This is a genomic window from Cellulosimicrobium sp. G4 BAM 1002 (assembly GCF_057126935.1).
Genome location: NZ_CP182109.1, coordinates 1989355 through 2013407, shown reverse-complemented (window position 1 = coordinate 2013407; position 24053 = coordinate 1989355). Strand labels below are relative to the sequence as shown.

General features: G+C 74.2%; 20 protein-coding genes and 1 pseudogene. 10 read left to right on the top strand and 11 right to left on the bottom strand.

Going from position 1 to position 24053, the window contains the following annotated elements:
• Positions 1–26 precede the first annotated feature (26 nt).
• Positions 27–2150 (bottom strand): ATP-dependent DNA helicase, encoded by a 2124-nt coding sequence (locus ACMXGY_RS09030; RefSeq protein ID WP_483776504.1) that lies wholly within the window; start codon positions 2148–2150, stop codon positions 27–29.
• Between the two features lie 115 nt (positions 2151–2265).
• The gene (hflX, locus tag ACMXGY_RS09025; protein WP_483776503.1) at positions 2266–3813 is read right to left on the bottom strand and encodes a GTPase HflX; all 1548 of its coding nucleotides are present in this window, start codon (positions 3811–3813) and stop codon (positions 2266–2268) included.
• 114 nt (positions 3814–3927) lie between these two features.
• Here hflX and ACMXGY_RS09020 point away from each other — a divergent pair, with 114 nt between their 5' ends.
• Positions 3928–4581 (top strand): class I SAM-dependent methyltransferase, encoded by a 654-nt coding sequence (locus ACMXGY_RS09020; RefSeq protein WP_483776502.1) that lies wholly within the window; start codon positions 3928–3930, stop codon positions 4579–4581.
• Between the two features lie 231 nt (positions 4582–4812).
• On the opposite strand, the pseudogene dapF reads toward ACMXGY_RS09020, so the two are convergent.
• Together dapF and miaA are read right to left on the bottom strand one after the other, a co-directional pair.
• Positions 4813–5712, bottom strand: a pseudogene (gene dapF / locus ACMXGY_RS09015) (diaminopimelate epimerase); the annotation flags it as partial.
• On the bottom strand, positions 5709–6794 hold the full coding sequence (gene miaA, locus ACMXGY_RS09010) for a tRNA (adenosine(37)-N6)-dimethylallyltransferase MiaA (RefSeq protein WP_483776501.1): 1086 nt from the start codon (positions 6792–6794) through the stop codon (positions 5709–5711). The gene miaA and the pseudogene dapF, both read right to left, overlap by 4 nt.
• 134 nt (positions 6795–6928) lie before the next feature.
• Here miaA and ACMXGY_RS09005 point away from each other — a divergent pair, with 134 nt between their 5' ends.
• From ACMXGY_RS09005 to ACMXGY_RS08995, 3 genes are read left to right on the top strand one after another with little or no spacing between them, the layout of a single operon-like run.
• On the top strand, positions 6929–7447 hold the full coding sequence (locus ACMXGY_RS09005) for a type III secretion system chaperone family protein (protein WP_483776500.1): 519 nt from the start codon (positions 6929–6931) through the stop codon (positions 7445–7447).
• Positions 7444–9441, top strand: coding sequence for an HSP90 family protein (locus tag ACMXGY_RS09000; RefSeq protein ID WP_483776499.1), 1998 nt, complete (start codon positions 7444–7446; stop codon positions 9439–9441). Before ACMXGY_RS09005 ends, ACMXGY_RS09000 begins: the two co-directional genes overlap by 4 nt.
• On the top strand, positions 9438–11396 hold the full coding sequence (locus ACMXGY_RS08995; RefSeq protein WP_483776498.1) for a hypothetical protein: 1959 nt from the start codon (positions 9438–9440) through the stop codon (positions 11394–11396). The genes ACMXGY_RS09000 and ACMXGY_RS08995 overlap by 4 nt, the downstream gene beginning before the upstream one ends.
• Here the strand turns inward: ACMXGY_RS08995 and ACMXGY_RS08990 are convergent.
• Positions 11386–12030, bottom strand: coding sequence for a hypothetical protein (locus tag ACMXGY_RS08990; RefSeq protein ID WP_483776497.1), 645 nt, complete (start codon positions 12028–12030; stop codon positions 11386–11388). The two genes, ACMXGY_RS08995 and ACMXGY_RS08990, sit on opposite strands and share 11 nt — an antisense overlap.
• Before the next feature lie 135 nt (positions 12031–12165).
• Here ACMXGY_RS08990 and ACMXGY_RS08985 point away from each other — a divergent pair, with 135 nt between their 5' ends.
• Positions 12166–12771: a type III secretion system chaperone family protein gene (locus ACMXGY_RS08985; RefSeq protein ID WP_483776496.1), complete on the top strand. Its 606-nt coding sequence runs from the start codon at positions 12166–12168 to the stop codon at positions 12769–12771.
• Positions 12768–13280 (top strand): type III secretion system chaperone family protein, encoded by a 513-nt coding sequence (locus ACMXGY_RS08980; protein ID WP_483776495.1) that lies wholly within the window; start codon positions 12768–12770, stop codon positions 13278–13280. Before ACMXGY_RS08985 ends, ACMXGY_RS08980 begins: the two co-directional genes overlap by 4 nt.
• A gap of 155 nt (positions 13281–13435) precedes the next feature.
• On the opposite strand, the gene miaB is transcribed toward ACMXGY_RS08980, so the two are convergent.
• On the bottom strand, positions 13436–15085 hold the full coding sequence (gene miaB / locus ACMXGY_RS08975; RefSeq protein WP_483776494.1) for a tRNA (N6-isopentenyl adenosine(37)-C2)-methylthiotransferase MiaB: 1650 nt from the start codon (positions 15083–15085) through the stop codon (positions 13436–13438).
• A 101-nt stretch (positions 15086–15186) separates the two neighbouring features.
• Between miaB and ACMXGY_RS08970 the strand changes: the two genes are divergently transcribed.
• The 4 genes from ACMXGY_RS08970 (at position 15187) to ACMXGY_RS08955 (ending at position 18672) form a co-directional block, all read left to right on the top strand.
• Positions 15187–16053 carry an amino acid ABC transporter ATP-binding protein gene (locus tag ACMXGY_RS08970; RefSeq protein WP_483776493.1) on the top strand — a complete coding sequence of 289 codons (867 nt, stop codon included), beginning with the start codon at positions 15187–15189 and terminating at the stop codon, positions 16051–16053.
• A 77-nt stretch (positions 16054–16130) separates the two neighbouring features.
• Entirely contained in the window at positions 16131–17003 is an 873-nt protein-coding gene (locus ACMXGY_RS08965) for a glutamate ABC transporter substrate-binding protein (RefSeq protein ID WP_483776492.1), read from the top strand.
• 95 nt (positions 17004–17098) lie between these two features.
• Complete coding sequence (locus tag ACMXGY_RS08960) at positions 17099–17788, top strand: amino acid ABC transporter permease (RefSeq protein WP_483776491.1); 690 nt, start codon at positions 17099–17101, stop codon at positions 17786–17788.
• Positions 17785–18672, top strand: coding sequence for an amino acid ABC transporter permease (locus ACMXGY_RS08955; protein ID WP_483776490.1), 888 nt, complete (start codon positions 17785–17787; stop codon positions 18670–18672). The genes ACMXGY_RS08960 and ACMXGY_RS08955 overlap by 4 nt, the downstream gene beginning before the upstream one ends.
• Before the next feature lie 4 nt (positions 18673–18676).
• Here the strand turns inward: ACMXGY_RS08955 and ACMXGY_RS08950 are convergent, their stop codons facing one another.
• The 5 genes from ACMXGY_RS08950 to ACMXGY_RS08930 all read right to left on the bottom strand — a co-directional run bounded on the left by ACMXGY_RS08950 (position 18677) and on the right by ACMXGY_RS08930 (position 23943).
• The gene (locus ACMXGY_RS08950) at positions 18677–19123 is read right to left on the bottom strand and encodes a regulatory protein RecX (protein ID WP_483776826.1); all 447 of its coding nucleotides are present in this window, start codon (positions 19121–19123) and stop codon (positions 18677–18679) included.
• 179 nt (positions 19124–19302) lie between these two features.
• Positions 19303–20424 (bottom strand): recombinase RecA, encoded by a 1122-nt coding sequence (recA, locus tag ACMXGY_RS08945; RefSeq protein WP_483776489.1) that lies wholly within the window; start codon positions 20422–20424, stop codon positions 19303–19305.
• Positions 20425–20655: 231 nt separating this feature from the next.
• Positions 20656–21522: an MBL fold metallo-hydrolase gene (locus ACMXGY_RS08940; protein WP_483776488.1), complete on the bottom strand. Its 867-nt coding sequence runs from the start codon at positions 21520–21522 to the stop codon at positions 20656–20658.
• Positions 21519–23681 carry an alkaline phosphatase family protein gene (locus ACMXGY_RS08935; RefSeq protein WP_483776487.1) on the bottom strand — a complete coding sequence of 721 codons (2163 nt, stop codon included), beginning with the start codon at positions 23679–23681 and terminating at the stop codon, positions 21519–21521. Before ACMXGY_RS08935 ends, ACMXGY_RS08940 begins: the two co-directional genes overlap by 4 nt.
• Before the next feature lie 28 nt (positions 23682–23709).
• Complete coding sequence (locus ACMXGY_RS08930) at positions 23710–23943, bottom strand: DUF3046 domain-containing protein (RefSeq protein WP_483776486.1); 234 nt, start codon at positions 23941–23943, stop codon at positions 23710–23712.
• Between the last annotated feature and the right edge of the window lie 110 nt (positions 23944–24053).

Genomic DNA, 24053 nt, shown 5'->3' with positions numbered 1-24053 from the left:
CGCCTCCGTGAAGTCGGTCGGAGACCTCAGCCTAGGGTGACCAGGCGCCGCAGCGCAGCGGTGGCGACGTCGCGGTCGGTCGTCTGCCAGAAGCCCGGCATCGAGCGCGTGAGGAACGTGCCGTAGCGCGCGGTGGCCAGGCGCGGGTCGAGCACCGCGACCACGCCGCGGTCCTGGGTGGACCGCACGAGCCGCCCGGCGCCCTGCGCGAGCAGCAGCGCCGCGTGCGTGGCGGAGACCTGCATGAACCCGTTCCCGCCCGAGGCCTCCACGGCTCGGGCGCGCGCGGACTTCACCGGGTCGTCCGGGCGGGGGAACGGGATCCGGTCGATGAGGACGAGCTGGCAGGACGGTCCCGGCACGTCGACCCCCTGCCACAGCGACAGCGTGCCGAAGAGGCACGTCGCCGGGTCGGCGGCGAACTCCTTGACGAGCGTCGGGAGCTGGTCGTCGCCCTGGCACAGGATCGGCACGTCGAGCCGCTCGCGCATCGCCTCGGCCGCCGCGACCGCCGCGCGCCGGGACGAGAACAGCCCGAGCGTCCGACCGCCGGCGGCCTCGACGAGCGCGGCGATCTCGTCGAGCTGGTGCTCCGTCGCCGCGTCGCGACCCGGGGTCGGCAGGTGCTTCGCGACGTAGAGGATCCCCTGGCGCGCGTAGTCGAACGGGCTGCCGACGTCGAGGCCGCGCCAACGCGGCGCGTCCTCCTTCTCGCCGTCTGCGCCACCCAGCCCGAACGTCCGGGCGACGGGGTCGAACGTCCCGCCGAGCGCGAGCGTGGCCGAGGTGAAGACGCCCGTGCGTTCCGCGAGCAGATGGGTCCGGATGAGCCCGGAGACGCCGAGGGGCGCGGCGTGCAGGCGGCTCGCGCCCTCCCCGAACCGGTCGGCCGACCACCCGCCCTCCCCGGGGCGCGAGCACCACAGCACGTCGTGTCCGGTGGGGTCGGCCGCCATGCGCTCGGCGATCTCGAAGAGCTGGAGCATGGTCGACTGCGCCATCTTGAGACCGGTGTCGGGCTGTGCCGGCTTCGTGACGCCCGTCTCGGGCTTGAGCGACGAGAGCACCTCGCGCGCGGCGTCGCGCACGGCCGCCACGGCCGTGCGCGCGTCCTCCGGCAGCCCGTCCGGGAAGCGCTCGGCCGGCAGCGCGCCGACGACCGTCCCGAACGCCGCCGACGCCGCGTCGAGGGCGTCGGTCTGCACCCCGGCGTGCCGCCGTGCGAGCCGGGCGGCGCTCTCGATGGCGGGCACGGAGAGGTCCACCGTCGCCGCGGCGGTCACGCGGTCGGCGAGCTCGTGCGCCTCGTCGACCACGAGCACGTCGTGCTCGGGAAGGACTCCGGGTGAGCCCATCGCCGCGATGCCCAGCATCGCGTGGTTCGTCACGACGACGTCGGCCTCGCGCGCGGCGGCCCGTGCGCGCTCCGGGAAGCACTCCGCGAGCAGCGGGCACCGCTGGCCGAGGCACTCGAGCGCGGTCACCGACACCTGGCGCCAGGCCTTGTCGCTCACGCCCGGCACGAGGTCGTCGCGGTCTCCGGTCGCCGTCTCGTCGGCCCACTCCCGCAGGCGCACGACCTGCTCGCCGAGCGCCGCCGCGCTCGTCCCGCCCCGCGCGGCCGGGTGGTCCGCCGCGCCGGCGGACTCGCCGGGCAGGTCGAACAGCGTGGGCTCGTCGACCGGGTAGCCGCCGGCGATCTTGTGCACGCACAGGTAGTTGTGCCACCCCTTGAGCAGGGCGATCGAGGCGGGGCGCGGGAGGCGGTCGGCGATGGCGTCCGCGACGAGCGGGAGGTCGCGTGTGATCACCTGGCGCTGGAGCGCGAGGGTCGCCGTCGAGACGACGACGCGTTCGTCCGTCGCCACCGCGTGCCGTACCGCGGGGACCAGGTAGCCGAGCGACTTGCCGGTGCCGGTGCCGGCCTGGACGACGAGGTGCTCGGTGCCCTCGATCGCCGCGGTGACCGCCGCGGCCATCGCGTGCTGCCCATCGCGTCGCGCTCCCCCGAGCCGCCCGACCGCGAGGTCGAGGAGCGCGTCGACCTCCGGCACGGACGCCGTCGCCGCCGGGCCGTCGTCCGGCCCGGCGTCGTCCGCTCGGTCGGTGTGGTCCACGACGGGTCGGGCGGAGGCACGGGAGGGGGGCACCCGCCGAGTCTACGGTCGCGCACCGACGCTGGGTCGGGCCCTGTGGACACCCCCGGGGAGCGAGCACGGCACGACCCCGGGTCGGCGTCAACGGCCCGGGGTCGTCCTGCGTGCGTCAGACGCCGGCCGCGGCTCCGGTGAGCTCGGCCGCGAGCGCCTCGGCGACCCGGCCGCGCAGGAGCGTGCCCTCGGGCGTGTGCTCCTCGTGGTCGATCTCGCCCTCGGTGTGCACGCGGTGCACCAGGTCGCCGCGGCTGTAGGGCACGACGAGGTCGATCGCGACGTCGGGGCGCGGCAGCTCGAGCGCGATGAGCTCGCGCAGCGCCGCGATGCCCTCGCCCGTGTGCGCCGAGACGACGACGGTCCGCCGCTCACGACGACGGATGCGCGCGATCGTCTCCGGGTCCGCGACGTCGGCCTTGTTGAGGACGATGACCTCCGGCACGTCCTCGACGCCCGGGATGTCGGCGAGCACGTGGCGGACGGCCGCGATCTGGCCCTCCGGGTCGGGGTGGGACGCGTCGACGACGTGCAGGAGCAGGTCGGACTGCCCGACCTCCTCGAGCGTGGAGCGGAACGCCTCGACGAGCTGGTGCGGCAGCGCGCGCACGAAGCCGACGGTGTCGGCGAGCGTGTAGACGCGCCCGTCCTCGGTGCGCGTGCGGCGCACCGTCGGGTCGAGCGTCGCGAACAGGGCGTTCTCGACGAGCACGCCCGCGCCCGTGATCGCGTTGAGCAGGCTGGACTTGCCGGCGTTGGTGTACCCGGCGATGGCGACGGCGGGGACGGCGTGCCGCTTGCGCGACGCGCGCTTCGTCTCGCGACCCGGCGCCATGGCCTGGATCTCGCGGCGCAGCTTGGCCATGCGGTTGCGGATGCGCCGCCGGTCGAGCTCGATCTTCGTCTCACCGGGTCCGCGCGAGCCCATGCCCGCCCCGGCGCCGCCCACCTGGCCACCGGCCTGGCGGGACATCGACTCGCCCCAGCCGCGCAGGCGCGGCAGGAGGTACTCGAGCTGGGCGAGCTCGACCTGGGCCTTGCCCTCCCGTGACTTGGCGTGCTGGGCGAAGATGTCGAGGATCAGCGCGGTCCGGTCGATGACCTTGACCTTGACGATGTCCTCCAGGGCACGCCGCTGCGAGGGTGCGAGCTCGCCGTCGATGACGACCGTGTCCGCGCCCGTCGCCGCGACGACGTCGGCCAGCTCCACGGCCTTGCCGGACCCGAGATAGGTCCCCGGGTCGGGCTTGGCGCGCCGCTGGATGACGCCGTCGAGAACCTGGGAGCCCGCGGTCTCGGCGAGCGCCGCGAGCTCGCGCAGGGAGATCTCCGCCTCCTCCGCGGACGACGGCGCGCCGTCCTCGCGCGGGTCGGAGCCGGGGCTCCACAGCCCGACGAGCACGACCTTCTCGAGGCGCAGCTGCCGGTACTCGACCTCGGTGACGTCCTGGAGCTCGGTCGACAGGCCCGCGACACGCCGCAGCGCGCTGCGCTCCGCGAGCTCGAGCTGCTCGCCGTCGTGCTCTGCGTGGACCGTGCCGCCCTCGGCGCGCGCCGTCCCGGCCCGAGCGAGCACCCGTGCCACGACGTCGCTCGCGATGTCCCGCGTCACGCCGGTCGGCTCGTCCTGAGCCGCGGTGGGGTTCGCTGGGGTCTGGGTCATGTGCCGCCTTCCGTCGGTGCTGGACGCTCGTGCGCCCGGTGCTAGAACAAGCGTGGCACGGGAAATCGTCCCGGAGCCACCGGATTCCACGGGTGCCGCGTAGGATCACCCGTCGTGACCGACGAGCACGACCACTACTTCACGGCGCAGCCGGCGTCCGCCGCCGAGCGGCGCACGATCTCCGTGCGCCTCGCGGGCCGCGACGTCGAGGTCGAGGTCGCCTCCGGCGTCTTCTCCCCCGGGCGGCTCGACCTGGGCACGCAGGTGCTGCTCCGCACGGTCCCGGCGCTCGACGACGTGCTCTCCGCTCGCGGCGGCAGCGCCCCCGCGCAGGTGCTCGACCTCGGGTGCGGCTGGGGACCGGTGGCCCTGACGATGGCGATCGAGGCACCCGCCGCGACCGTGTGGGCCGTCGACGTCAACGAGCGCGCGCTCGACCTCGTGCGCCGCAACGCCGAGCGCCTCGGGCTGACCAACGTCCGTGCGGTCACGCCGGACGACGTGCCCGACGACGTCGCCTTCGCCGCGCTGTGGTCGAACCCACCGATCCGCGTCGGCAAGGAGGCGCTGCACGCGATGCTCCTGCACTGGCTCCCGCGCCTCGCGCCGGGCGCGGTCGCGCACCTCGTGGTGCAGCGCAACCTCGGCTCGGACTCGCTCCAGCGCTGGCTCGCCGAGCACCTGCAGCCGCTCCTTCCCGGCGCGAGCGTCGAGCGGGCCGCGAGCGCCAAGGGATTCCGCGTCCTCGAGGTCCGCGCCCCGGCCTGAGCCGCGCACGGCCGCCTACGACCGTCGTCAGACGGAGGCCTGCGCGTCCTGGTCGCTCGTCGTCCCGGGACCGCTCGACGACGGTGCGGTCGCTGCCGCTGTCTCCGTCGCCGTCGACCGGTCGTGCGCCGGTGCCACGGGCACGTCCTCGGAGGTGGCGGTCGCGGCGACCTGCTCCCCGGCCTCGCCGGCCGTCAGGACGACCGGCTCGACCGGCGCGACGAGCGCGCCGAGGTCCACCTCGCCCGAGTACACGAGCTCCGCGGGCCCGGCGAGCTCGACCCGGTCGCCCTCGAGCGCCCGGACCCGGACGGAACCTCCGGGGACGTCCACGAGCCAGGTGTCGGGCGCGTCCGGGCCGCCCCAGACCCGCACGGCGAGCGCCGCCGCGCACGCACCGGTGCCGCACGACGGCGTCTCACCGACCCCGCGCTCGTGCACGCGCATGCGCACGCGGCCGACGACCGTGCCGTCGTCGGCGGTGGTCTCCCCCAGCGGCACGACGAGCTCGACGTTGGTCCCGTGCGCCGGGTGCGGCTCGACGACCGGCGCCGCCGTGAGGTCGGCACGTTCGAGCACGTCCTCGCGTGCGACGGCGAGGACGGTGTGCGGGTTGCCGAGGTCGACGCTCAGCGCCGGCCGCGGGACGTCCCAGCCCCGGACCACGACGGTCGCGTCGTACCCGTCGTGCAGCGCCGGGCGGCCGCCCGGAAGGAACCACGGGCCCATGTCGACGGCGAACCAGCCGTCCGCCTCCTTGCGCACGCGCTTCACGCCCGCGCGCGTTCCGACCTGGACCTCGGTGCCGCCCGCGAAGCTCACGAGGCCCAGGCGCTCGGCGAACGCGGCGAACACCCGCACCCCGTTGCCGCACATCTCGGCGACCGAGCCGTCGGCGTTGCGGTAGTCCATGAACCAGATGGCGTGCGGGTCCTCGGCGAGCACGTCGCGCGACTCGGGTACGAGCGCGGTCGGGACGAGCCGGATGACGCCGTCGCCGCCGATCCCGCCACGACGGTCCGCCAGGGCGCGCACGAGCTCGGGCGTGAGGTCGAGCTCGCCCGTGGTGTCCGCGAGCAGGACGAAGTCGTTGCGGGTGCCGTGGCCCTTGGTGAACCGGGTGCGCGTCATGAGCCCAGACTACGGCGGACGCGCGCTGGCCTGTCCGCTTCGTCCGGCTCGGTTCCGTGCGGCGGACCGGCCGCCGCAGCGGCGTCGGCGGCGCGCACGACGGCGAGCGCGTCGGTCTCGAGCGTCGGTGACTGCGCGTCGAGCCAGTGGACGCGCGGGTCGCGCCCGAACCAGCCCATCTGCTTGCGCGCGAGGCGCCGCGTGTTCGCGGTCACGGCCTCGCGGGCCGTCGCCTCGTCGCTCTCGCCGTGCAGGTACGCGAGCACCTCGGCGTACCCGACGGCGCGGCGCGCGGTGCGCCCCATGCCCGCCGCCTCCAGCCGGCGCACCTCGTCGACGAGCCCGTGCGACCACATCCGCTCGACGCGCCCGGCGACCCGCGCGTCGAGGACCGCACGGTCGCAGTCGAGGCCGATCTGGACCGTGGGTCGCACGTAGACCTCGCGCGGCAGGTTCGCGCTGAACGGCTCGCCGGTCAGCTCCATGACCTCGAGCGCCCGCACGATCCGGCGCGTGTTCGAGGGTCCGATGCTCGCAGCCGCCGCGGGGTCGCGCCGCGCGAGCTCGTCGTGCAGCGCCCGCGCGCCCCCGGTCTCGGCGCGCGCCTCGAGCGCCGCCCGCACGTCGGGGTCGGTGCCCGGGAAGCGCAGGTCGTCGAGCAGGGCTCGTACGTACAGCCCCGAGCCGCCGACCACGACCGCGCGGGCGCCGCGGGCGTCGATCTCGTCGAGCGCGCTCCGGGCCTGCTCCTGGTAGCGCGCGACCGAGGCGTCCTCGTCCGGGTCCAGAACGTCGAGCAGGTGGTGGCGCACCCCCCGCCGCTCGTCCGGGGGCACCTTCGCGGTGCCGACGTCCATGCCGCGGTAGAGCTGGAACGCGTCGGCGTTGACGATCTCGGCCGGCGCGCCCGGCAGCGACAGGCGCTCGGCGAGGTCGAGCGCGAGGTCGGACTTGCCCGTCGCCGTCGGCCCCACGACGGCGACGACGACGCGACGTCCGTCCGTGGGCCGGTCGCCCGTCGCGGTTCCTGGTGAGGACAGGCGCGCGGGAGCGCGGACGGTCGGGTCGTGCTCGGGTTTCACCCGCGCAACGGTACCGTCCGGCCCTGCCGACGCCGCGGGGTGTCGGTGGCGTTGCATAGGGTGTCCGTGCACGTCGGGGCACGGGCCCGGGCGCGCGCCGCCCGACCGACACGCAGACGACAAGGACTCGAGCCATGGGTTTCTTCACCAAGCCGGACGACGCCCCGACGACGCAGAACGCGCCCCTGTCGCGCGAGCGGATCCAGGCGTTCCTCACGAGCCGCGACTGGCGGTTCTTCGTCGACTCCGACGGCGACCTCGGGGGCAACTGGGACGGCAAGGTGTTCTTCTTCTTCCTCATGGGCGAGAAGGAGGAGATCCTGCAGGTCCGCGGCCGCTGGCACCGCACGCTGCCCGCCGCGGCCGGGGCGCAGGTCGCGCTCGTCGCCAACGAGTTCAACCGCGACAAGATCTGGCCCAAGGTCTACGGCCGCGTGGAGGGCGACGAGCTCGCGGTGTACACCGAGGTCGCCACCGACCTGGAGTTCGGCGTCGCCGACGACCAGCTCGGTCAGCTGGTCGAGTGCGGCCTGTTCACGGGTCTGCAGTTCTTCGACCTGCTCGACGAGCGGTTCCCGGACACGGCCGCCCAGGCCGTCGCCGACGGCGCCGGTGTCGACACCGGCGCCGGCACCGACGTCGACCCGCGGTGAGCGCGGCGCACGAGCCGAGCGAGGACGCCGGTCGTAGCGCGGCGGGAACCGACGTCGCCGGTGCGAGTGCCGCGTTCCAGGTCGACCTGCGGGGCGTCGTCGACCTCCTCGCGCGGCACCTGTACTCGAGCCCCCGCGTCTACCTCCGCGAGCTGCTGCAGAACGGCGTCGACGCGATCACGGCTCGCGCCGCGCTCGGGGCCGCGCAGGTGCCTGCCCGGATCCTCCTGCGTCCGCTCACGGGCGGTGGCCTCGAGGTCCGCGACACGGGCGTCGGCCTGACGAGGGACGAGGCGCGCGAGCTCCTCGCCACGATCGGCAGGAGCTCCAAGCGGGACGTCGAGCTCGGCACCGGGCGCGAGGAGTTCCTCGGCCAGTTCGGCATCGGCCTGCTCTCGGCGTTCATGGTCGCCGACGAGATCGAGCTCGTCTCGCGCTCGGCCCGTGTCGACGCCGAGGGGCGGCCCGCCGCACCGGTGCGCTGGCGCGGACGCGCCGACGGCCGGTACGAGCTCGTCGAGCTCGCGCCCGACGACCCTGCGGCACCCGTGGAGGCGGGCAGCGTCGTGCGGCTGCTCCCCCGGCGCGACACCGAGCACTGGCTCGCCCCGGAGACGGTCGTCGCGCTCGCGCAGGACTTCGGGTCGCTCCTGCCGGTGGAGGTGCTGGTCGAGACACGTCTCGACGACACGTCGGGCGTCGGCGAGCCCGATGTCGCGCTGCGCCGCCTCAGCGGCGAGGAGCTGCCGTGGCAGGCGCCCCACGCGACCACCGCAGCGCGCGACGCCGCGCTCCTGGCCTACGGCGAGCGCACGCTCGGGTTCACGCCGCTCGCGCGCATCGACCTCGACCTGCCCCTGGCGGGGCTGTCCGGGGTCGCCTACGTGCTGCCGGCCGCGGTCCCGCCGACGACGACGGCCCGGCACCGCGTGTACCTCAAGCGCATGCTCCTCGGCAGCGCCGTCGACGACCTGCTGCCGCCGTGGGCCTTCTTCGTGCGGTGCGTGCTCGACGCGTCGGTGCTGCGGCCGACCGCGTCGCGCGAGGGCCTGTACGAGGACGAGGTCCTGCTCGCGACGCGGGACGCGCTGGGCGCCCAGGTCCGCCGGTGGCTGCTGGAGACCCTCGAGACCGACTCGGTCCTGTCGCGACGCTTCCTCGAGACCCATCACCTCGCGGTCCGCGCGCTCGCCCTCACCGACGACGAGATGCTCGACGTCGCGGCACGCGTGCTGCCGTTCGAGACCACGGCCGGGACGGGGACGCTCGCCGACCTGGCGCGCGCCCACCCGGACGGGCGGCTGCTGTTCACGACCAGCGTCGAGGAGTTCCGGCGCATCGCCCCGGTCGCGGCCGCGCAGGGCCTGCCCGTCGTCAACGGCGGATACGTCTACGACGCCGACCTGCTGGCCCGGGTCGCGGCACGGTTCCCCGGGTGGCGGCTCGTCCCCGCGACGTCCGACGACGTCGCGCACGTCCTCGACGAGGTCGAGCCCCTGCGCGAGCTCGAGGTCGCGGACGCGCTCGCCTCGCTCGGGGACGCGCTCGCCGACCAGGACTGCGACGTCGCGCTGCGGCGGTTCGAGCCCGGTGCGCTGCCGGCGATGCTCCTCCACGACCGCGACGGCGACCACGCACGCGAGGCGGCTCGCGTCGCCGAGACCGACGACCTGTGGGGCGGGATCGTGGCCGGGCTCAGCGCACCGGCCCGCGCGCGGCAGCTCGTGCTCAACGACGCGAACGACACCGTCCGGGCGCTCCTCGCGTCGCCCGAGGAGGACGTGCGCGGCGCCGGCGTGCGTTCGCTGTACGTGACCGCGCTGCTCGCGTCGGGCAAGGCGCTGCAGGCCGCCGAGGCGGACGTCATGAACGACTCGCTCACGCTGCTGCTCGCGCGAGCCCTCGGTCCGCGCGCCGTCGGCCCCGACGGGGGCCGGGAGCGCGGTGCGGCCTCCGAGCACCCTGATCAGGACACCGACGAGGAGATCTCATGACCCGGTCCGTGGACCAGGCGAACGCCGCGCTCTACGACGTCCGGCGGATGCCCTACGGCCTCGCCCGCTCCACGGCCGCGGCCGCCGAGGTGGAGCGCATCGAGGCCGAGGGCCCGCACGGCGCGCGCGCGTACGCGCTGTTCGTCCTCGTCGAGTCGTACGTCTGGGGTGGCGAGGTCGCCAAGGCGTACCTGCCGTTCACCAAGATGCTGCGCTGGTGGGACGAGCACCCGGAGCACTTCGACGCCGACGACGCGCACTCCCTGTTCTGGTCGTTCAAGTGGATGGTCGGGCACCTCATGGAGTTCCCGGACGTCCCGGCGAGCCAGATCGAGCGCACCCTCGACGACATGGCGCACCGCTACGCCCTCGCGGGGAACGGGACGAACGCCGTCGCCCTCGAACGGTTCGAGTGGGCCCGCGAGCGCGGCACGGCCGACGTCGAGGACGCCTACCTCGCGTGGGTCGCGACCCCCCGTGACGAGTACTCGCAGTGCGAGGCGTGCCAGCCCGGCGACCGTGCGGCGTACCTCTTCGAGACGGGCCGCCACGACGAGGGCATCCGGCTGCTGGAGCGGGTGCTCGAGGGCTCGCCGTCGTGCGCGACCGAGCCGGGCGACATGCTGTCGCACCTCCAGCTCGCCTATCTCGAGGTCCGTGACCTCGAGGCGGCGGCGCGTACGCACCGCCGTGGGCAGCGCCACCTCGACAACGGGGTGGCCATGACCGGACCGAAGGGCCGGCACCTCGAGTTCCTCGCCCGCACCGGCAACGCGGACCGCGTCCTGCGCCTCCTCGTCGAGCACCAGTCGTTCCTCCTCGAGGCGGACTCGCCCGGCGAGCGGCTGGGCTTCCTCACGAGCGTCGGCGTCGCGACACGGACCCTGCGGCCCGACCACGGTGAGGCGCCGCTACGCCTCCGTGAGGTGCCCGCGTCCACGCTCGCCGAGCTCGACGACTGGGTGCGGCGCGAGGCGCTCGCCCTCGCCCGCGCGTTCGACGTGCGCAACGGGACCGACGCGGCGTCCGCGCGGCTCGCAGCGGCGTGGGAGCGCTCCGGCGCGGTCGTGCCCCTCGACCTGTCGGTGCTGGGCCCCGAGCCGACCGCGGTGGGCACCGCGCCGACGGCCACGGCGGAGGCGGACGGCTCCACGGGAGCGGCGGTCCCGGCTCAGGAGACGGCCGGTCCGGCGAGCACGGAGCCGGACGACGCCGAGGGTCTGCTCGCCCTCGCGGACGACGTCGCGGCGGCCGACCCGGTCCGAGCGGCGCGGCTCCTGCGCCGAGCGTCCGCGCTCCTCGAGACGGACGGGCACCTCGACCGGGCGGGCTTCGCGCTCGCCGAGGCCGCGCAGCTCGCCGCGGCGGAAGGCGACGACGCCGGGGCGGCGCCCGCGTTCGCGCGGGCGATCGCGCTCGCACGAGCCGGCGGCGTCCCGGCCCGCTACGTCGGCCCCGTGGTCCGGGCGCTCGCCCGGGTGGCGGCCGGTCGCGGCGACGTCGGCGTGGCTCTCGCCCAGGTCGACCGCACGCTCACCGACCTGGACGCAGCCGACGGGTCCGACGAGGTCGAGCGCGCCGCCGACCTCGTCGAGCGCGACGCGGCCGCGCAGGCCCGTGAACGGCGCGAGCTGCGCGACACCCGGGCCCGGCTGCTCGCGACGGCCGGCGACCTCGACGAGGCGGCCACGCTCGCCGAGGCGGTGGCCGAGGAGTTCGCGCGAGCGGGAGAGGTCGGCGACGCGGCGCACGCGTTCTGGCTCGCGGGACGCTCACGCCGGGAGCAGGGCGACGAAGTGGCTGCGGTCGACCTGCTCGAGTCGGCGATGGAGGGGTTCGCGATCGTGCACGACCAGCCCCTGCGCGCGACGGTCGCGAACGACCTGGTCGCGGCGTTGCGCACGCTCGGGCGGGACCAGGAGGCGGGGACCGTCGCGGCGGCCCTCAGCGACTGACGTTCGCGGCCTGCGTGGACGACGAGGTGCGGTGCGTGAAGCGCCGCACCTCGTACGCCCGCTCCTCGTGCTCCCCGGTCAATACGTCCGCGTGGACCTCCCACGCCGGGTCGACCACCCCCTCGAGCACCGCGGTCACCGCGCTCGAGCGCGGGTCCTCGACGACGACGACGCGCGCACCCCGACGACGCAGCTCCTCGCCCAGCGCACGGCAGCGCTCGCGGGGGGACCCGGTGCGGCTCGCGTCGTCCGTGTCGTCGTCGGCTGCGCGGGCGCCGACCTCGACGACGTCGACGGGTCCCGCCCACCCCGCAGCGGACAGTGCAAGCAGGGCGACCGACGCCGCCAGGCCGGCGACGCGCGGCGCGTCGGTCCGGGTCGGCCGGAGCCAGGAGTCGTCGATGCGCGTGTCGGGCACGCCTGCCGCAGCGAGGGAGGCGCGCGCGGGTCCCCGCACGACGTCCCGGACGGCGTCGTGCCCCATCGCCACGACGACCACCTGCTGGGCGTCGGCGACGAGCTCGCGCAGCGCCGCGAGCACCGCGTCCCGGACGTCGCGCAGCACGACGGCCCGCCCCGCTGCTCCGGGGACGAGGAGCGGGCTGCCGGGCAGGACGACGGCGCAGACGGTCACGGCCCCACCGTAGCCGCCGAACGCCGTCGCGCCGTCCCGCACCGTCCCCGTCGCCGTCCCCGGGCGGTCACCGCCGGGTTGCCGCAGCGGGCCGGCGATGCGACGTCCGCTGCGGTGCACGAGTACGGTGGGACGGTGAGGTTCTTCGGAGCGCGGGACGACGACGACCGGCGGGAGGGCGAGTCGGGCGGGTCCCGGGACGCCGCTGCGTCCGGACAGGGTGCAGGACTCGGGGACGACGCCCTGCGCTCGCAGGTCGAGGACCTCCTCGCCCGCGAGCTCGGCCAGGTCGTGACCGACGAGCGTCGAGCCCCCACGCGCCTCACGCTCGACCGGGTCGTCGAGTGGATCACCGACAGCGGCTACAGCTACTTCGTCGACTCCGACGGCGACGTCGGCGGCCTGTGGCACGGCCGCCTCTTCTACTTCCTGCTCTTCGGCAACAACGACGAGATCCTCCAGGTGCGCGGCCAGTGGAACCGCGACCTCGCGATCGAGCGGCTGGAGGAGATCCTCGAGTTCTGCAACGAGTGGAACGCCGACCGCATCTGGCCCAAGACGTACACCCGTGTGCGGGACAACGGGATGATCCAGGTCTTCACCGAGGTGACCGTCGACCTCGAGCACGGCGTGACCGACGACCAGCTCGACCAGCTCCTCCAGTGCGGTCTGAGCACGGGGTCGATGTTCTTCGACTCGCTCGACGAGTACTACCCCGACCCGGCGAGGCTGGCGCCATGACCCCGGCACGCACCGGCTGGTTCTCCCGCCTGTTCGGCAACCGTCGCCCGAAGCCACCGGAGTCGCTCCCGCGCGACGAGGAGCTGCCGCGCCCGCTCTCGATGGCCCGCATCGGCGACCACCTCACGCGGCGCGGCTACCACTTCCGCGTCGACGACGACGGCGACATCACCGGCACGTGGGACGGGCACCGGTTCTGGTTCCTGCTCCTCGGCGACCGCTCCGAGATCCTGCAGGTGCGGGGTCGCTGGACGACGTCGTTGCCGCTCGAGGTGCGACTCGTCGTGCTCCAGGCCGTCAACGACTGGAACCGGGAACGGATCTGGCCGAAGGTCTACGTGCGCGAGGAGGGCGGTCGTCTCGCGGTGTACGCGGAGGTGTCCGTCGACTTCGAGCACGGCGCCACGGACGCCCAGCTCGCGCAGACCGTCTCGTGCGGACTGGGCACCGCCGTCCAGCTCTTCCACGCCGTCGGCGCCCAGCTCCCGCCGGGGATCCTCGAGGACTGATCGCTCGACGCGCTCTTCGCCGGGGCCGCGGTCGGGTCGTTGCCGGTGTTCGGATCCACGGGCGCTGCGCCGCCAACCCTCCGCCGCCCCCCGGCCACGCCCCGGCGACCCACGCCCCAGCGACCCACGAACCGGCACGGCCCAACGGGCCGGTCCTACGGGCGGACGGTCGGCAGGCCGAGGACGACGGGGCCGGACGGGGTGGCGCCGCCGTGACCGTGCCCGTGGGCGTCGTCACCACCGCCGAGCCGGGCGCGCTCACGCGATGCCCACGCGTCGCCGGAGCGGGTGCGGCGGACGGAGAACGTCCCGCCCGCGAGCGCCGAGTCGGCGATGAGGTGGTACGGCGCCGAGCGTGTCACGTCGACGGTGACGACGTCGCCCGGGCGGGGCAGGCGTGCGTCCGGCGTGGCCGCCAGGCGCGGGTCGACGGACTCCGGCGACGCCACGACGCCCGGCGCGCCGGCGTCGTCGTGCGCCGGGAGCGCGACCCCGTCGGGGAGCGCGAGGTGGACGAGGCGGTTGTCGGGGGCGCGGCCCGTCACGCGGTGGGTCGCGCCGTCCTTGCGGCCGGTGCCCTCGCCGACCAGCACGTCGACGGTGCGACCGACCTGGCGGGCCGACTCCTCGCCGGCGATGCGGTCCTGGAGGGCCTGGAGGCGCTCGTAGCGCTCCTGGACGACCTCTTTTGGAAGCTGGCCGTCCATCGTCGCGGCCTGCGTGCCGGGACGCGGCGAGTACTGGAACGTGAACGCCGACGCGAAGCGCGACGCCTCGACGACCCGCAGCGTCTGGGCGAAGTCCTCCTCGGTCTCCCCGGGGAAGCCGACGATGATGTCGGTGGTGATCGCGGCGTCGGGCATGACGGCCCGGACGCGGTCGAGGATCCCGAGGTACCGCTCGGAGCGGTAGGAGCGTCGCATGGCGCGTAGGACGCGGTCCGAGCCGGACTGGAGCGGCATGTGCAGCTGCGGCATGACGTTCGGGGTCTGCGCCATCGCCTCGATCACGTCGTCGGTGAACGCGGCAGGGTGGGGGGAGGTGAAGCGGACGCGCTCGAGGCCGTCGATGGTCCCGCACGCGCGCAGCAGCTTGGCGAACGCGCCACGGTCGCCGAACTCCACGCCGTAGCTGTTGACGTTCTGCCCGAGCAGCGTCACCTCGATCGCGCCCGCGTCGACGAGCGCGCCGACCTCGGCGAGCACGTCACCCGGGCGGCGGTCGCGCTCCTTGCCGCGCAGGTGGGGCACGATGCAGAAGGTGCAGGTGTTGTTGCAGCCGACGCTGATCGAGACCCAGCCGGCGTAGACCGACTCGCGCTTGGTCGGCAGCGTGGAGGGGAAGACCTGCAGCGACTCCGCGATCTCGACCTGTGCGGCCTCGTTGTGCCGCGCGCGCTCGAGCAGCACGGGCAGCGCGTCGAGGTTGTGCGTGCCGAAGACGACGTCGACCCAGGGCGCCTTGTCGACGATCGTCCCGCGGTCCTTCTGCGCGAGGCAGCCGCCGACCGCGATCTGCATGCCGGGGCGCTGCGCCTTGACCGACGCGAGCTGGCCCAGGTTCCCGTACAGGCGCGTCGCCGCGTTCTCGCGCACCGCGCACGTGTTGATGACGACCACGTCCGCGCGGTTCGCGGCCTCGTCCTGCGCGGTCGCGCGCGTGTAGCCGGCCTGCTCGAGCATGCCGGCCATGTGCTCGGAGTCGTGGACGTTCATCTGGCAGCCGAGCGTGCGCACGAGATAGGTGCGCGGCGTCTCGTCGGCGACGACGGGCTGCGGGTGGGGTGCGGGGGCGATCGTGGACATCACCGTCCAGGGTACGGCGCCACCACCGGTGTTACTGAACTGTTGCCTGACTGTTGCGCGATTCGGTGGCGCCCGCAACAGATGCCCCCTATGTTCGAAAAATGGTCGACGACTCCCCCACGTCGTCCGACGGTGTCGTGCCGTCGGAGACGGACGCGCCCACCGGCGCCAGCGTGCCAGCAGCCGACTCCGGGCCCCAAGACGTGACGCCGCAGTCCGACGACGCGCTCGGTGACCCCCTGGTCGAGCTCGTCGACGTCAACAAGCACTTCGGCGCCCTGCACGTCCTGCAGGACATCAACCTCACGGTCCGCCGCGGCGAGGTGCTCGTCGTCATCGGCCCGTCCGGGTCGGGCAAGTCCACGCTCTGCCGCGCGATCAACCGCCTCGAGACCATCGACTCGGGCGAGATCCGCATCGACGGCGTCCCTCTGCCCGAGGAGGGGAAGGCGCTCGCACAGCTGCGGTCCGACGTCGGCATGGTCTTCCAGTCGTTCAACCTCTTCGCGCACAAGACGATCCTCGACAACGTCACCCTCGGTCCGGTCAAGGTCCGGCGCGAGCGGTCCGCGGACGCCAAGAACCGCGCGCTCGAGCTCCTCGACCGTGTCGGCGTGAAGAACCAGTCGCAGAAGATGCCGGCCCAGCTCTCCGGCGGCCAGCAGCAGCGCGTCGCGATCGCCCGGGCGCTCGCCATGCGACCCAAGGTCATGCTCTTCGACGAGCCGACGTCGGCGCTCGACCCGGAGATGATCAACGAGGTCCTCGACGTCATGGTCGCCCTCGCCAGGGAGGGGATGACGATGATCGTCGTCACGCACGAGATGGGGTTCGCCCGCAAGGCCGCGAACCGCGTCGTGTTCATGTCCGACGGGCAGATCGTCGAGGAGGCGCCGCCCGAGGAGTTCTTCACCGCGCCCCGGAGCGACCGCGCGAAGGACTTCCTCTCGAAGATCCTCACCCACTGACCGATCCGAGCAGCCCCACCGGTCGTCCGCCAGGCACACCTCGACGGACGGCCACCACTCACGAAGGGTATTGAACGATGCGCACACGACACGCAGGTGCCGCCGTCCTCGCCGCACTCACGGCGGTCACGCTCGCCGCGTGCGGCGGCGGGGAGGTCGGTAGCGACAGCACCACCACGGACCCCGAGCAGTCCGCCGGCGCCACGGACGGCGCCGAAGGCACGATCAGGATCGGCATCAAGTTCGACCAGCCGGGCCTCGGCTACCAGGACGGCTCCGAGTACACCGGGTTCGACGTCGACGTCGCGACCTACGTGGCGGGCGAGCTCGGATACACCCCCGACCAGATCGAGTGGGTCGAGGCGCCGTCGGCCCAGCGCGAGACGATGCTGCAGACCAACCAGGTCGACATGATCTTCGCGACGTACTCGATCACCGACGAGCGCAAGGAGACCGTCGCGTTCGCCGGGCCGTACTTCGTCGCAGGCCAGGACCTGCTCGTCGCCGAGGACAACACGGACATCACCGGTCCCGAGGCGCTCGAGGGCAAGAACCTCTGCTCGGTGACCGGGTCGACGTCGGCCCAGCGGATCAAGGACGAGTACGCCGCAGGCGTCCAGCTCCTCGAGCGCCCGGGGTACGCCGAGTGCGTCACCGCGCTCACGGCGGGCCAGGTCGACGCGGTGACGACAGACGACATCATCCTCGCCGGGCTCGCCGCCCAGCCCGCGAACCAGGGCAAGGTCAAGGTCGTCGGGGCGCCGTTCTCCACGGAGCGCTACGGCGTGGGCCTGCCCCAGGACAATGAGGTCTGCGAGGACGTCAACGCCGCGATCGAGAAGATGATCGAGGACGGCGCCTGGGAGGAGGCCGTCACGGCCAACACCGAGGGCACCGGGTACACGCCGAACTCGAGCGAGAACCCGCCGGCAGTCGACGCCTGCGCCTGACCGTGTCCCCGGGGGGAGCGGCGCGCGGCGCCGCTCCCCCCGGTCGTCCGTCGCGGTCACCGACCGCAGCACACCACCCGGAGGATGACTGAACCGTGGGTGACTACCTGTCCCAGATGGCCGAGCTCTTCGCGCAGTACGACGTGGTCGGCGCGTTCTGGGTCAACATCCAGCTGACCTTCTGGGCCGCGATCCTCTCGCTCGTGCTCGGCACCGTCCTCGCCCTCATGCGGATCTCGCCGATCGCGAGCCTGCGGTGGGCCGGGGCCGCGTACGTCAACGTGCTGCGCAACACGCCGCTGACGATCATCATGACGTTCATGGTCCTCGGCATCTGGACCCAGCTCCAGATCAGCCTCGCCGACGACTTCGCGGCCAACTTCTTCCGGTTCGCCGTCATCGGGCTCACCGTCTACCACGCGGCCTTCGTGTGCGAGGCCATCCGCAGCGGCGTCAACACCGTCCCGCTCGGTCAGGCGGAGGCAGCGCGGGCGATCGGGCTCTCCTTCCTCCCCGCGGCGCGGCTCATCGTCCTCCCGCAAGCGTTCCGGGGCGCCGTCGCGCCGCTGGGCAACACGCTCATCGCCCTGCTGAAGAACTCGACCGTCGCCGTCGCGGCGAGCGTCTCGACCGAGACCTCGACGCTGATGCGGGAGATGATCGAGAACAACTCGAGCGAGATCTTCGCGATCTTCTTCATGTTCGCGATCGGATTCGTGATCCTCGTCATCCCGATCGGGCTCCTGACCACGTCCCTCTCGACCCGACTGGCGGTGCGTCGATGAGCTCCCAGCAGTCCGTACTGTTCGACGCCCCCGGGCCCCGGTCCCGGCGCAACATCGCGATCGGCAACGTCGTCGGCGCCCTCGTCGTCCTCGGGCTCGCGGCGCTCGTGCTCGCGGAGCTCGGGCGCAAGGGCCAGCTCTCCTGGGACCTGTGGGGGCCGGTCTTCTCGGCCAACGCCTGGCAGAACTACTACCTGCCGGGTCTGCAGAACACGCTGCGCGCCGCCGGCTTCGCGATCGTCGGCGCTGTGCTGTTCGGGCTGCTCTTCGGCTCCGGGCGCCTGTCGCACGTGCGGCCGCTGCGGTGGTTCAGCGGGATCGTCGTCGAGTTCTTCCGCGCAGTCCCTGTGCTGCTCATGATGATCTTCTTCTGGCTGCTGTTCGGCTTCAACGACGTCCCTAACCCGTCGTTCCTCGCCGTCGTCCTGGCCCTGATCCTCTACAACGGGTCGGTCATCGCCGAGCTCGTCCGTTCGGGGGTCGGGAACCTGCCGCGCGGCCAGGGCGAGGCCGGGTTCGCGATCGGGCTCACCCGTGGGCAGACCCTGCGCTCGATCCAGCTCCCGCAGGCGCTCATCGCCATGCTCCCGGCGCTGGTCTCGCAGCTCGTCGTCGTGCTCAAGGACACCGCGCTCGGCCAGATCATCGTCTACCCCGAGCTCCTGCGGGCCGCCCAGATCTTCGGCAACGGCAACAGCAACAACCTGCAGTCGCTCGCCGTGGCCGCCGTCGTCTTCATCATCATCAACTTCCTGCTGACGAGCCTCGCCCAGTGGCTCTCTCGCTTCCTGCAGGGGCGGACGGCCGGGGCGACCGAGGCCGGGCCGGGCATCGGCAACCCGACCGTGACGGCCGGTGGCCCGAAGCCCGACGCCGTCCTGTAGCGCGCTACTCGACGAACGGCTCGGCGCCCTCGTCGTCGAGGACGCGCCGGACCACCTCGAACGCCAGGCCGGGCGAGTAGCCCTTGCGTGCGAGGGCGCCGACGGCGCGACGCACCCGCACGTCCCGGTCGAGCCCCCGCGTCCGAGCGAGGCGAGCGCGCGCGAGGTCGTGCGCCGCGTCGGCCTCGGACTCGTCGTCGACCTGCTCGAGCGCGGACTCGCTGACCTCAGGGTCGAGGCCGCGACGGCGCAGCTCGGCGGAGATCGCGCGGCGCGAGAGCCCACGCTCGGAGTGCCGCGTGCGCACGAGCATCTCCGCGTAGGCCGCGTCGTCGACGAGACCGACGTGCTCGAACCGGTCGAGGAGCGGCAGCACGACGTGCTCCGGGTAGCCCTTGCGAGCGAGCGACTGCGCGAGCTCGGCCCGGCTCTTCGGGGCAGCAGTGAGGATCCGCAGGGCTGTCTCCCGTGCACGCTCGGCGAGCTCGGCGTCGGAGATCTCGCCCCGCTCGATCAGCTCGGGCAGGGACGGGCGCGGGCGCCGCGCGGTGGCCTTGCGGCCCGCGCGGCGCCCGGTCTCGTGCTCGTCCCTGGACGTGACGTCCTCGGGCTCGGCGTGCTCGGGGCCGGTCAGAACGGCGACTTCTTCCCCTTGGCGGCCGCGGGAGCCTTGCCCGCGGCCGGAGCCGGGACGGCCGCGTCCGCACCCCCGGCGACCGTCGTCCCGGCGGTCGGGTCGGCCGGCGCGTCGACCTTGGCGCCCACGCCCAGCTTCTCCTTGATCTTCTTCTCGAGCTCGTTCGCAAGGTCCGGGTTGTCGCGCAGGAACGAGCGCGCGTTCTCCTTGCCCTGGCCGAGCTGGTCGCTGCCGTAGGTGAACCACGAGCCGGACTTGCGCACGAACCCGTGCTCGACACCCATGTCGATGAGGCCGCCCTCGCGGGAGATGCCGACGCCGTACAGGATGTCGAACTCGGCCTGCTTGAACGGCGGGGCCATCTTATTCTTGACGACCTTCACGCGCGTCCGGTTGCCGACCGCGTCGGTGCCCTCCTTGAGGGTCTCGATGCGCCGGATGTCGAGACGGACGGAGGCGTAGAACTTCAGCGCCTTGCCACCGGTCGTCGTCTCGGGCGAGCCGAACATGACGCCGATCTTCTCGCGGAGCTGGTTGATGAAGATCGCGGTGGTGCCCGACGAGCTCAGCGCACCGGTGATCTTGCGCAGCGCCTGCGACATGAGGCGTGCCTGGAGGCCGACGTGGCTGTCACCCATCTCGCCCTCGATCTCGGCCTTGGGCACGAGCGCCGCGACCGAGTCGATGACGATGATGTCGAGCGCGCCGGAGCGGATGAGCATGTCCGCGATCTCGAGCGCCTGCTCCCCCGTGTCGGGCTGGGAGACGAGCAGCGCATCGGTGTCCACGCCGAGCTTCTTCGCGTAGTCGGGGTCGAGCGCGTGCTCGGCGTCGATGAACGCGGCGATGCCCCCGGCCCGCTGAGCGCTCGCGACGGCGTGCAGCGCGACGGTCGTCTTGCCGGAGGACTCCGGCCCGTACACCTCGATGACGCGCCCGCGCGGCAGGCCGCCGATGCCGAGCGCGATGTCGAGCGCGATGGATCCGGTGGGGATGACGTCGACGGGCGCGCGGCCCTCTTCGCCGAGTCGCATGACGGAGCCCTTGCCGAAGCTCCGGTCGATCTGGGCGAGTGCGGCCTCGAGCGCCTTGTCGCGGTCTGCGGGTGCGGGCATGTCGGTCACCTTCGTGGACGGGGCGCCCGGTGCGTGCCGGATCGCCGTGCTCTTGTGCGTCGGGGTCCGCGACCCCGGCCGATTCAGGTCTGTCGTTCTCGTCGGGCCCGACAGTACGGGCAGCCACCGACACGCACCGCGACCCCTGTGGATCGTCGCTCCGGACCCCGTGCGGGCCCGCCGCGACGAGCGGCTGTGCACAACTCTAGCCGAACACGTGTTCGACTCGCGTCAGGATGCGTCCGGCGTGTCCCGCGACTCGGGCACGCCGCGGTCGTGCGTCGGACGCGACGACCACGACTCCCCCGGCCGGAGCACCACGGCGCGCGTGGCCGGTGCCTCGCGGCGCACCGCCGCCTCGAACGCGGCGCCGGCGTGGTCCATCCACCCCCGGGGCAGGTCGCGTCCGCCCGGGGCGTGCAGCGTCCCCCAGTGCACGGGGATCGCGACCCGGACCCCCACCTCGGCGCAGACCCGCGCCGCCTGCACCGGGCCGAGGTGCCCGCCCGACAACCGCGGCCCCCACCCCGACACGGGGACGAGCGCGACGTCGACCGGACCGCCCGCCAGGCCGGGCAGGTGGACCATGCCGGGGTAGTGCTCGGTGTCGCCGACCGCCCACACCCGCAGTCCGGACGCCAGGTCCGTGCCGACCCGCACGAGGTGCCCGTTCGCCGCGTTGGGCCGGTGCGGCATCGGTCGGTGCCCGTGCACCGCGGGGACGAGCCGGACGGCGACGCCAGCGGTCGCGTCGCCCACCGGGTGCCACGCGTCGTCGAGCCCGACGCCGCGGAGCCCCCGGCCGCGCAGCCACCGCGCGTTCGCGGGCGCGGTGAGCACGGGGACGTCTCCGAGGAGGCGCAGCGAGCGCAGCTCGGCGTGGTCGTGGTGCAGGTGCGACAGCAGCACGGCGTCGCTCCCCCGCCAGGTCTCGGCGGGACGGTCGCCGCGGCGGCGCAGGAGGCCCGCGTGGCGGTGCAGGAGCGGGTCCGTGACGAGGCGGGCGCCGCCGCCCGGGGCGACGACGTCCACGACCACCGTCGAGTGCCCGAGCCACGTCACGGTCACCCCGGGCGTTCCACCCGCCGTCGCGCTCACGCCTCGCCACCCCGTCGCGCGCCGTCCGCGGCACCCGTGCGCGGGCGGACACCGAGGTCCTCCAGCCAGGCCACGAGCCGCCGGTGCACGGCCTCCGCGCCCACGAGCACCGGCTCGCCGTCGACGTCCTCGAGCTCGCCGTCGGGCAGGACGAGGTGCGCGGGGTGGACGAGGACGGCCTCGTTCTGCGCGCCGCCGAGGCCGCCGTGCGACCCGACGAGGCCCTCGAACGCGTGCACCATCCCGACGTCGTCGACGCGCGAGACGAGCACGAGGTCGCCCGCGTCCTCGAGTCGCGCGACCCGCAGCAGGTCGGCCGCCGCGCGGGACCCGTACGGCGCGAGCGGGTCGTCGCCGTCCACCCGGCCCGTGGCGAGGTCGTGGCGCCCGGCCCGACCGTGCGCGACGAGGGACCCGTCCGCACCGCGCGTCACCACGACGCCGACGGCCGGGCACGCGAGCAGCCCCGGGACGAGCGCCGGCCACCGCTCGCGCACCTCGCTCCCCGTGAGCCGGCGCGGCGAACGGGGGAACCAGACCATCCCGAGGTTGCCCGAGCCGACGACCGCGACCTCGGGCAGCTCGGGCACGACGGCGTGCGGCTCCTCTGCGTGCGGCGTGCGCTCGGTCCGGTCCGGCCCGACGAGCATCCGTCCGCTCCCCGCGCGGTCCTCGCCGGGGCGCAGGGCGTTGAGCGCGGTGTTCGCGGGCCCCCACTCCTCGCTGTCCGGCGCCGTGGCCCGACGCCGTCCCTCGGCCCGCGCGGACCGCTCACCACGTGCGGGCGCGGGGTCGTCGAGCGCCATGAGTCGGCGGACCTCGTCCAGGAAGGGGCGGCCCACGACCTGCTCGAAGGTCGACCCCAGCGACTGGCCGTGGTCGGACAGCACGACGACGTCGTAGCGTCGGGGCGCGGCCGCGGCGACCTGCTCCCACAGCCCGACGACGCGGTCGAGCCCCTCGAGGGCGCGCAGCGACTCGGGGCGCAGCGGGCCGGCGTGGTGCGCGATCTCGTCGTAGTCCACGAGGTCGACGCACACGACCGGCGCGCCGCGCACGAGCTGCTCGGCGACGAGCGTCGTGTTGAGGTCGCGCAGCACGACGTTCGTCGCGGCGCGCAGGACGGGGTACCAGCCGAGGCGCGAGACCCGCGGCTCGACCCCGCGCACGGCCTGCTGCCACCCCTGGTAGAGCTCCTTGAACAGCTCACCCAGCGCGACGACGACCGCGCGCACGAGCACGAACGGGCTCGCGAAGAAGCGCACGAACATCTGGCCCGGCCCGAGCCCCGACGTCGCGCGGCTCATGACGAGCAGGCTCGTGGCGGCGTCGCCGGAGAACATCGTCGAGACCGCGACGCCGCCGCCCGCGAGCAGCCCGCCGCCGTCGCTCGCGCGCGCCTCGACGGCCGCCGCGTCGGCGGGCCGGTTCGTCACGACGAGCCGGCCGAGCTCGCGCGACCACCAGCGGAACGCCGGGACGTGCTCGGTCGAGCCGTGCAGGAGCCCGATCGTCGAGGCAGGGGTCGTCGCGGGCACGCGCGCCCACCACGTCGTGAGGTGGTGGCTGCCGCTGCCGAGCCAGCGCGCGAGCGTCGGGGCGAGCCCTGCCTGGAGGGCGTAGTCGAGCGTGGGCCGCGCGACGCCGTCGAGCAGGACGACGAGCAGGCCCGCGGGGCGCTCCGCGTCCGTCCCGGCCGCACTCGCGGACCTGCCCCGCACCCCCGCCTGGCGCCGCGCACGCCGCAGCAGGTCTCCGAGGACGTACTCGTTGTCGCTCGCGCCCACGAGCCACCGGCCGAGGGCCATGAGCACGGCCGCGAGCACGAGCACGGCGAGCACGTCGACCCAGGAGCCGCTCCGGAACCCGGGCAGGTACGTCAGCGCCGCCCACGCGACCGCGAGCTGCGCGAGGACGCCGGACACGAGCGCACCCACCACGCCGAACCGGTGCGCGAGACGTCGCAGCGCGGGACGCACGAGCACGTCCCCGACCGCCACCGCGAGCGCCGCGAGGACGAGCGCCCACAGGCTCGCGACCTCGACGCCGGGGACCACCGCGATCGCCAGGCCCAGCCCGGCGGCGGTCGACACGAGGGACCACGCGGCTCCGCGCACGTCCGCCGCGCTGACACGGGGCGCACGCGACGGGGAGGCCATGCGGCCATCATGGTGGATCGCCGTCGGGTCAGCGCGCGGGCGGCGCCTGGCGGTGCTCGTCGCGGCCCCACCGCCGCGCGTCGGGGACGTCGAGCGCGTCGCACAGCGCGTGCCACACGACGCGCGGCTCGACGCCGTCCTCGATCGCCTGGGCCGCGGTACGGTCCCCGAGCGCCGTGATCACCTGGTCGCGCGCGAGGGTGCGCCCGTAGGCGTCGCCGAAGACCTCGTCGACCAGCTGCCAGAACTCGCGGTAGCGCACCGCCCCAGCCTGCCACGCCCGCGCCCGTGCGACGCACGCACGGTCACCCGTCGCCCCCGTCGTCCCGCCCTGTGGAGCGTGCGCCGCCCGTTCCCGGGCGCGTGTGGGTG

Excerpts from the sequence above, each read along its gene's own strand:
- hflX (WP_483776503.1), bottom strand. The coding sequence starts at position 3,813 with ATGACCCAGACCCCAGCGAACCCCACCGCGGCTCAGGACGAGCCGACC.
- ACMXGY_RS09005 (WP_483776500.1), top strand. The coding sequence starts at position 6,929 with ATGGGTTTCTTCACCAAGCCGGACGACGCCCCGACGACGCAGAACGCG.
- ACMXGY_RS08995 (WP_483776498.1), top strand. The coding sequence starts at position 9,438 with ATGACCCGGTCCGTGGACCAGGCGAACGCCGCGCTCTACGACGTCCGG.
- ACMXGY_RS08980 (WP_483776495.1), top strand. The coding sequence starts at position 12,768 with ATGACCCCGGCACGCACCGGCTGGTTCTCCCGCCTGTTCGGCAACCGT.
- miaB (WP_483776494.1), bottom strand. The coding sequence starts at position 15,085 with ATGTCCACGATCGCCCCCGCACCCCACCCGCAGCCCGTCGTCGCCGAC.
- ACMXGY_RS08970 (WP_483776493.1), top strand. The coding sequence starts at position 15,187 with ATGGTCGACGACTCCCCCACGTCGTCCGACGGTGTCGTGCCGTCGGAG.
- ACMXGY_RS08965 (WP_483776492.1), top strand. The coding sequence starts at position 16,131 with ATGCGCACACGACACGCAGGTGCCGCCGTCCTCGCCGCACTCACGGCG.
- ACMXGY_RS08955 (WP_483776490.1), top strand. The coding sequence starts at position 17,785 with ATGAGCTCCCAGCAGTCCGTACTGTTCGACGCCCCCGGGCCCCGGTCC.
- recA (WP_483776489.1), bottom strand. The coding sequence starts at position 20,424 with ATGCCCGCACCCGCAGACCGCGACAAGGCGCTCGAGGCCGCACTCGCC.
- ACMXGY_RS08935 (WP_483776487.1), bottom strand. The coding sequence starts at position 23,681 with ATGGCCTCCCCGTCGCGTGCGCCCCGTGTCAGCGCGGCGGACGTGCGC.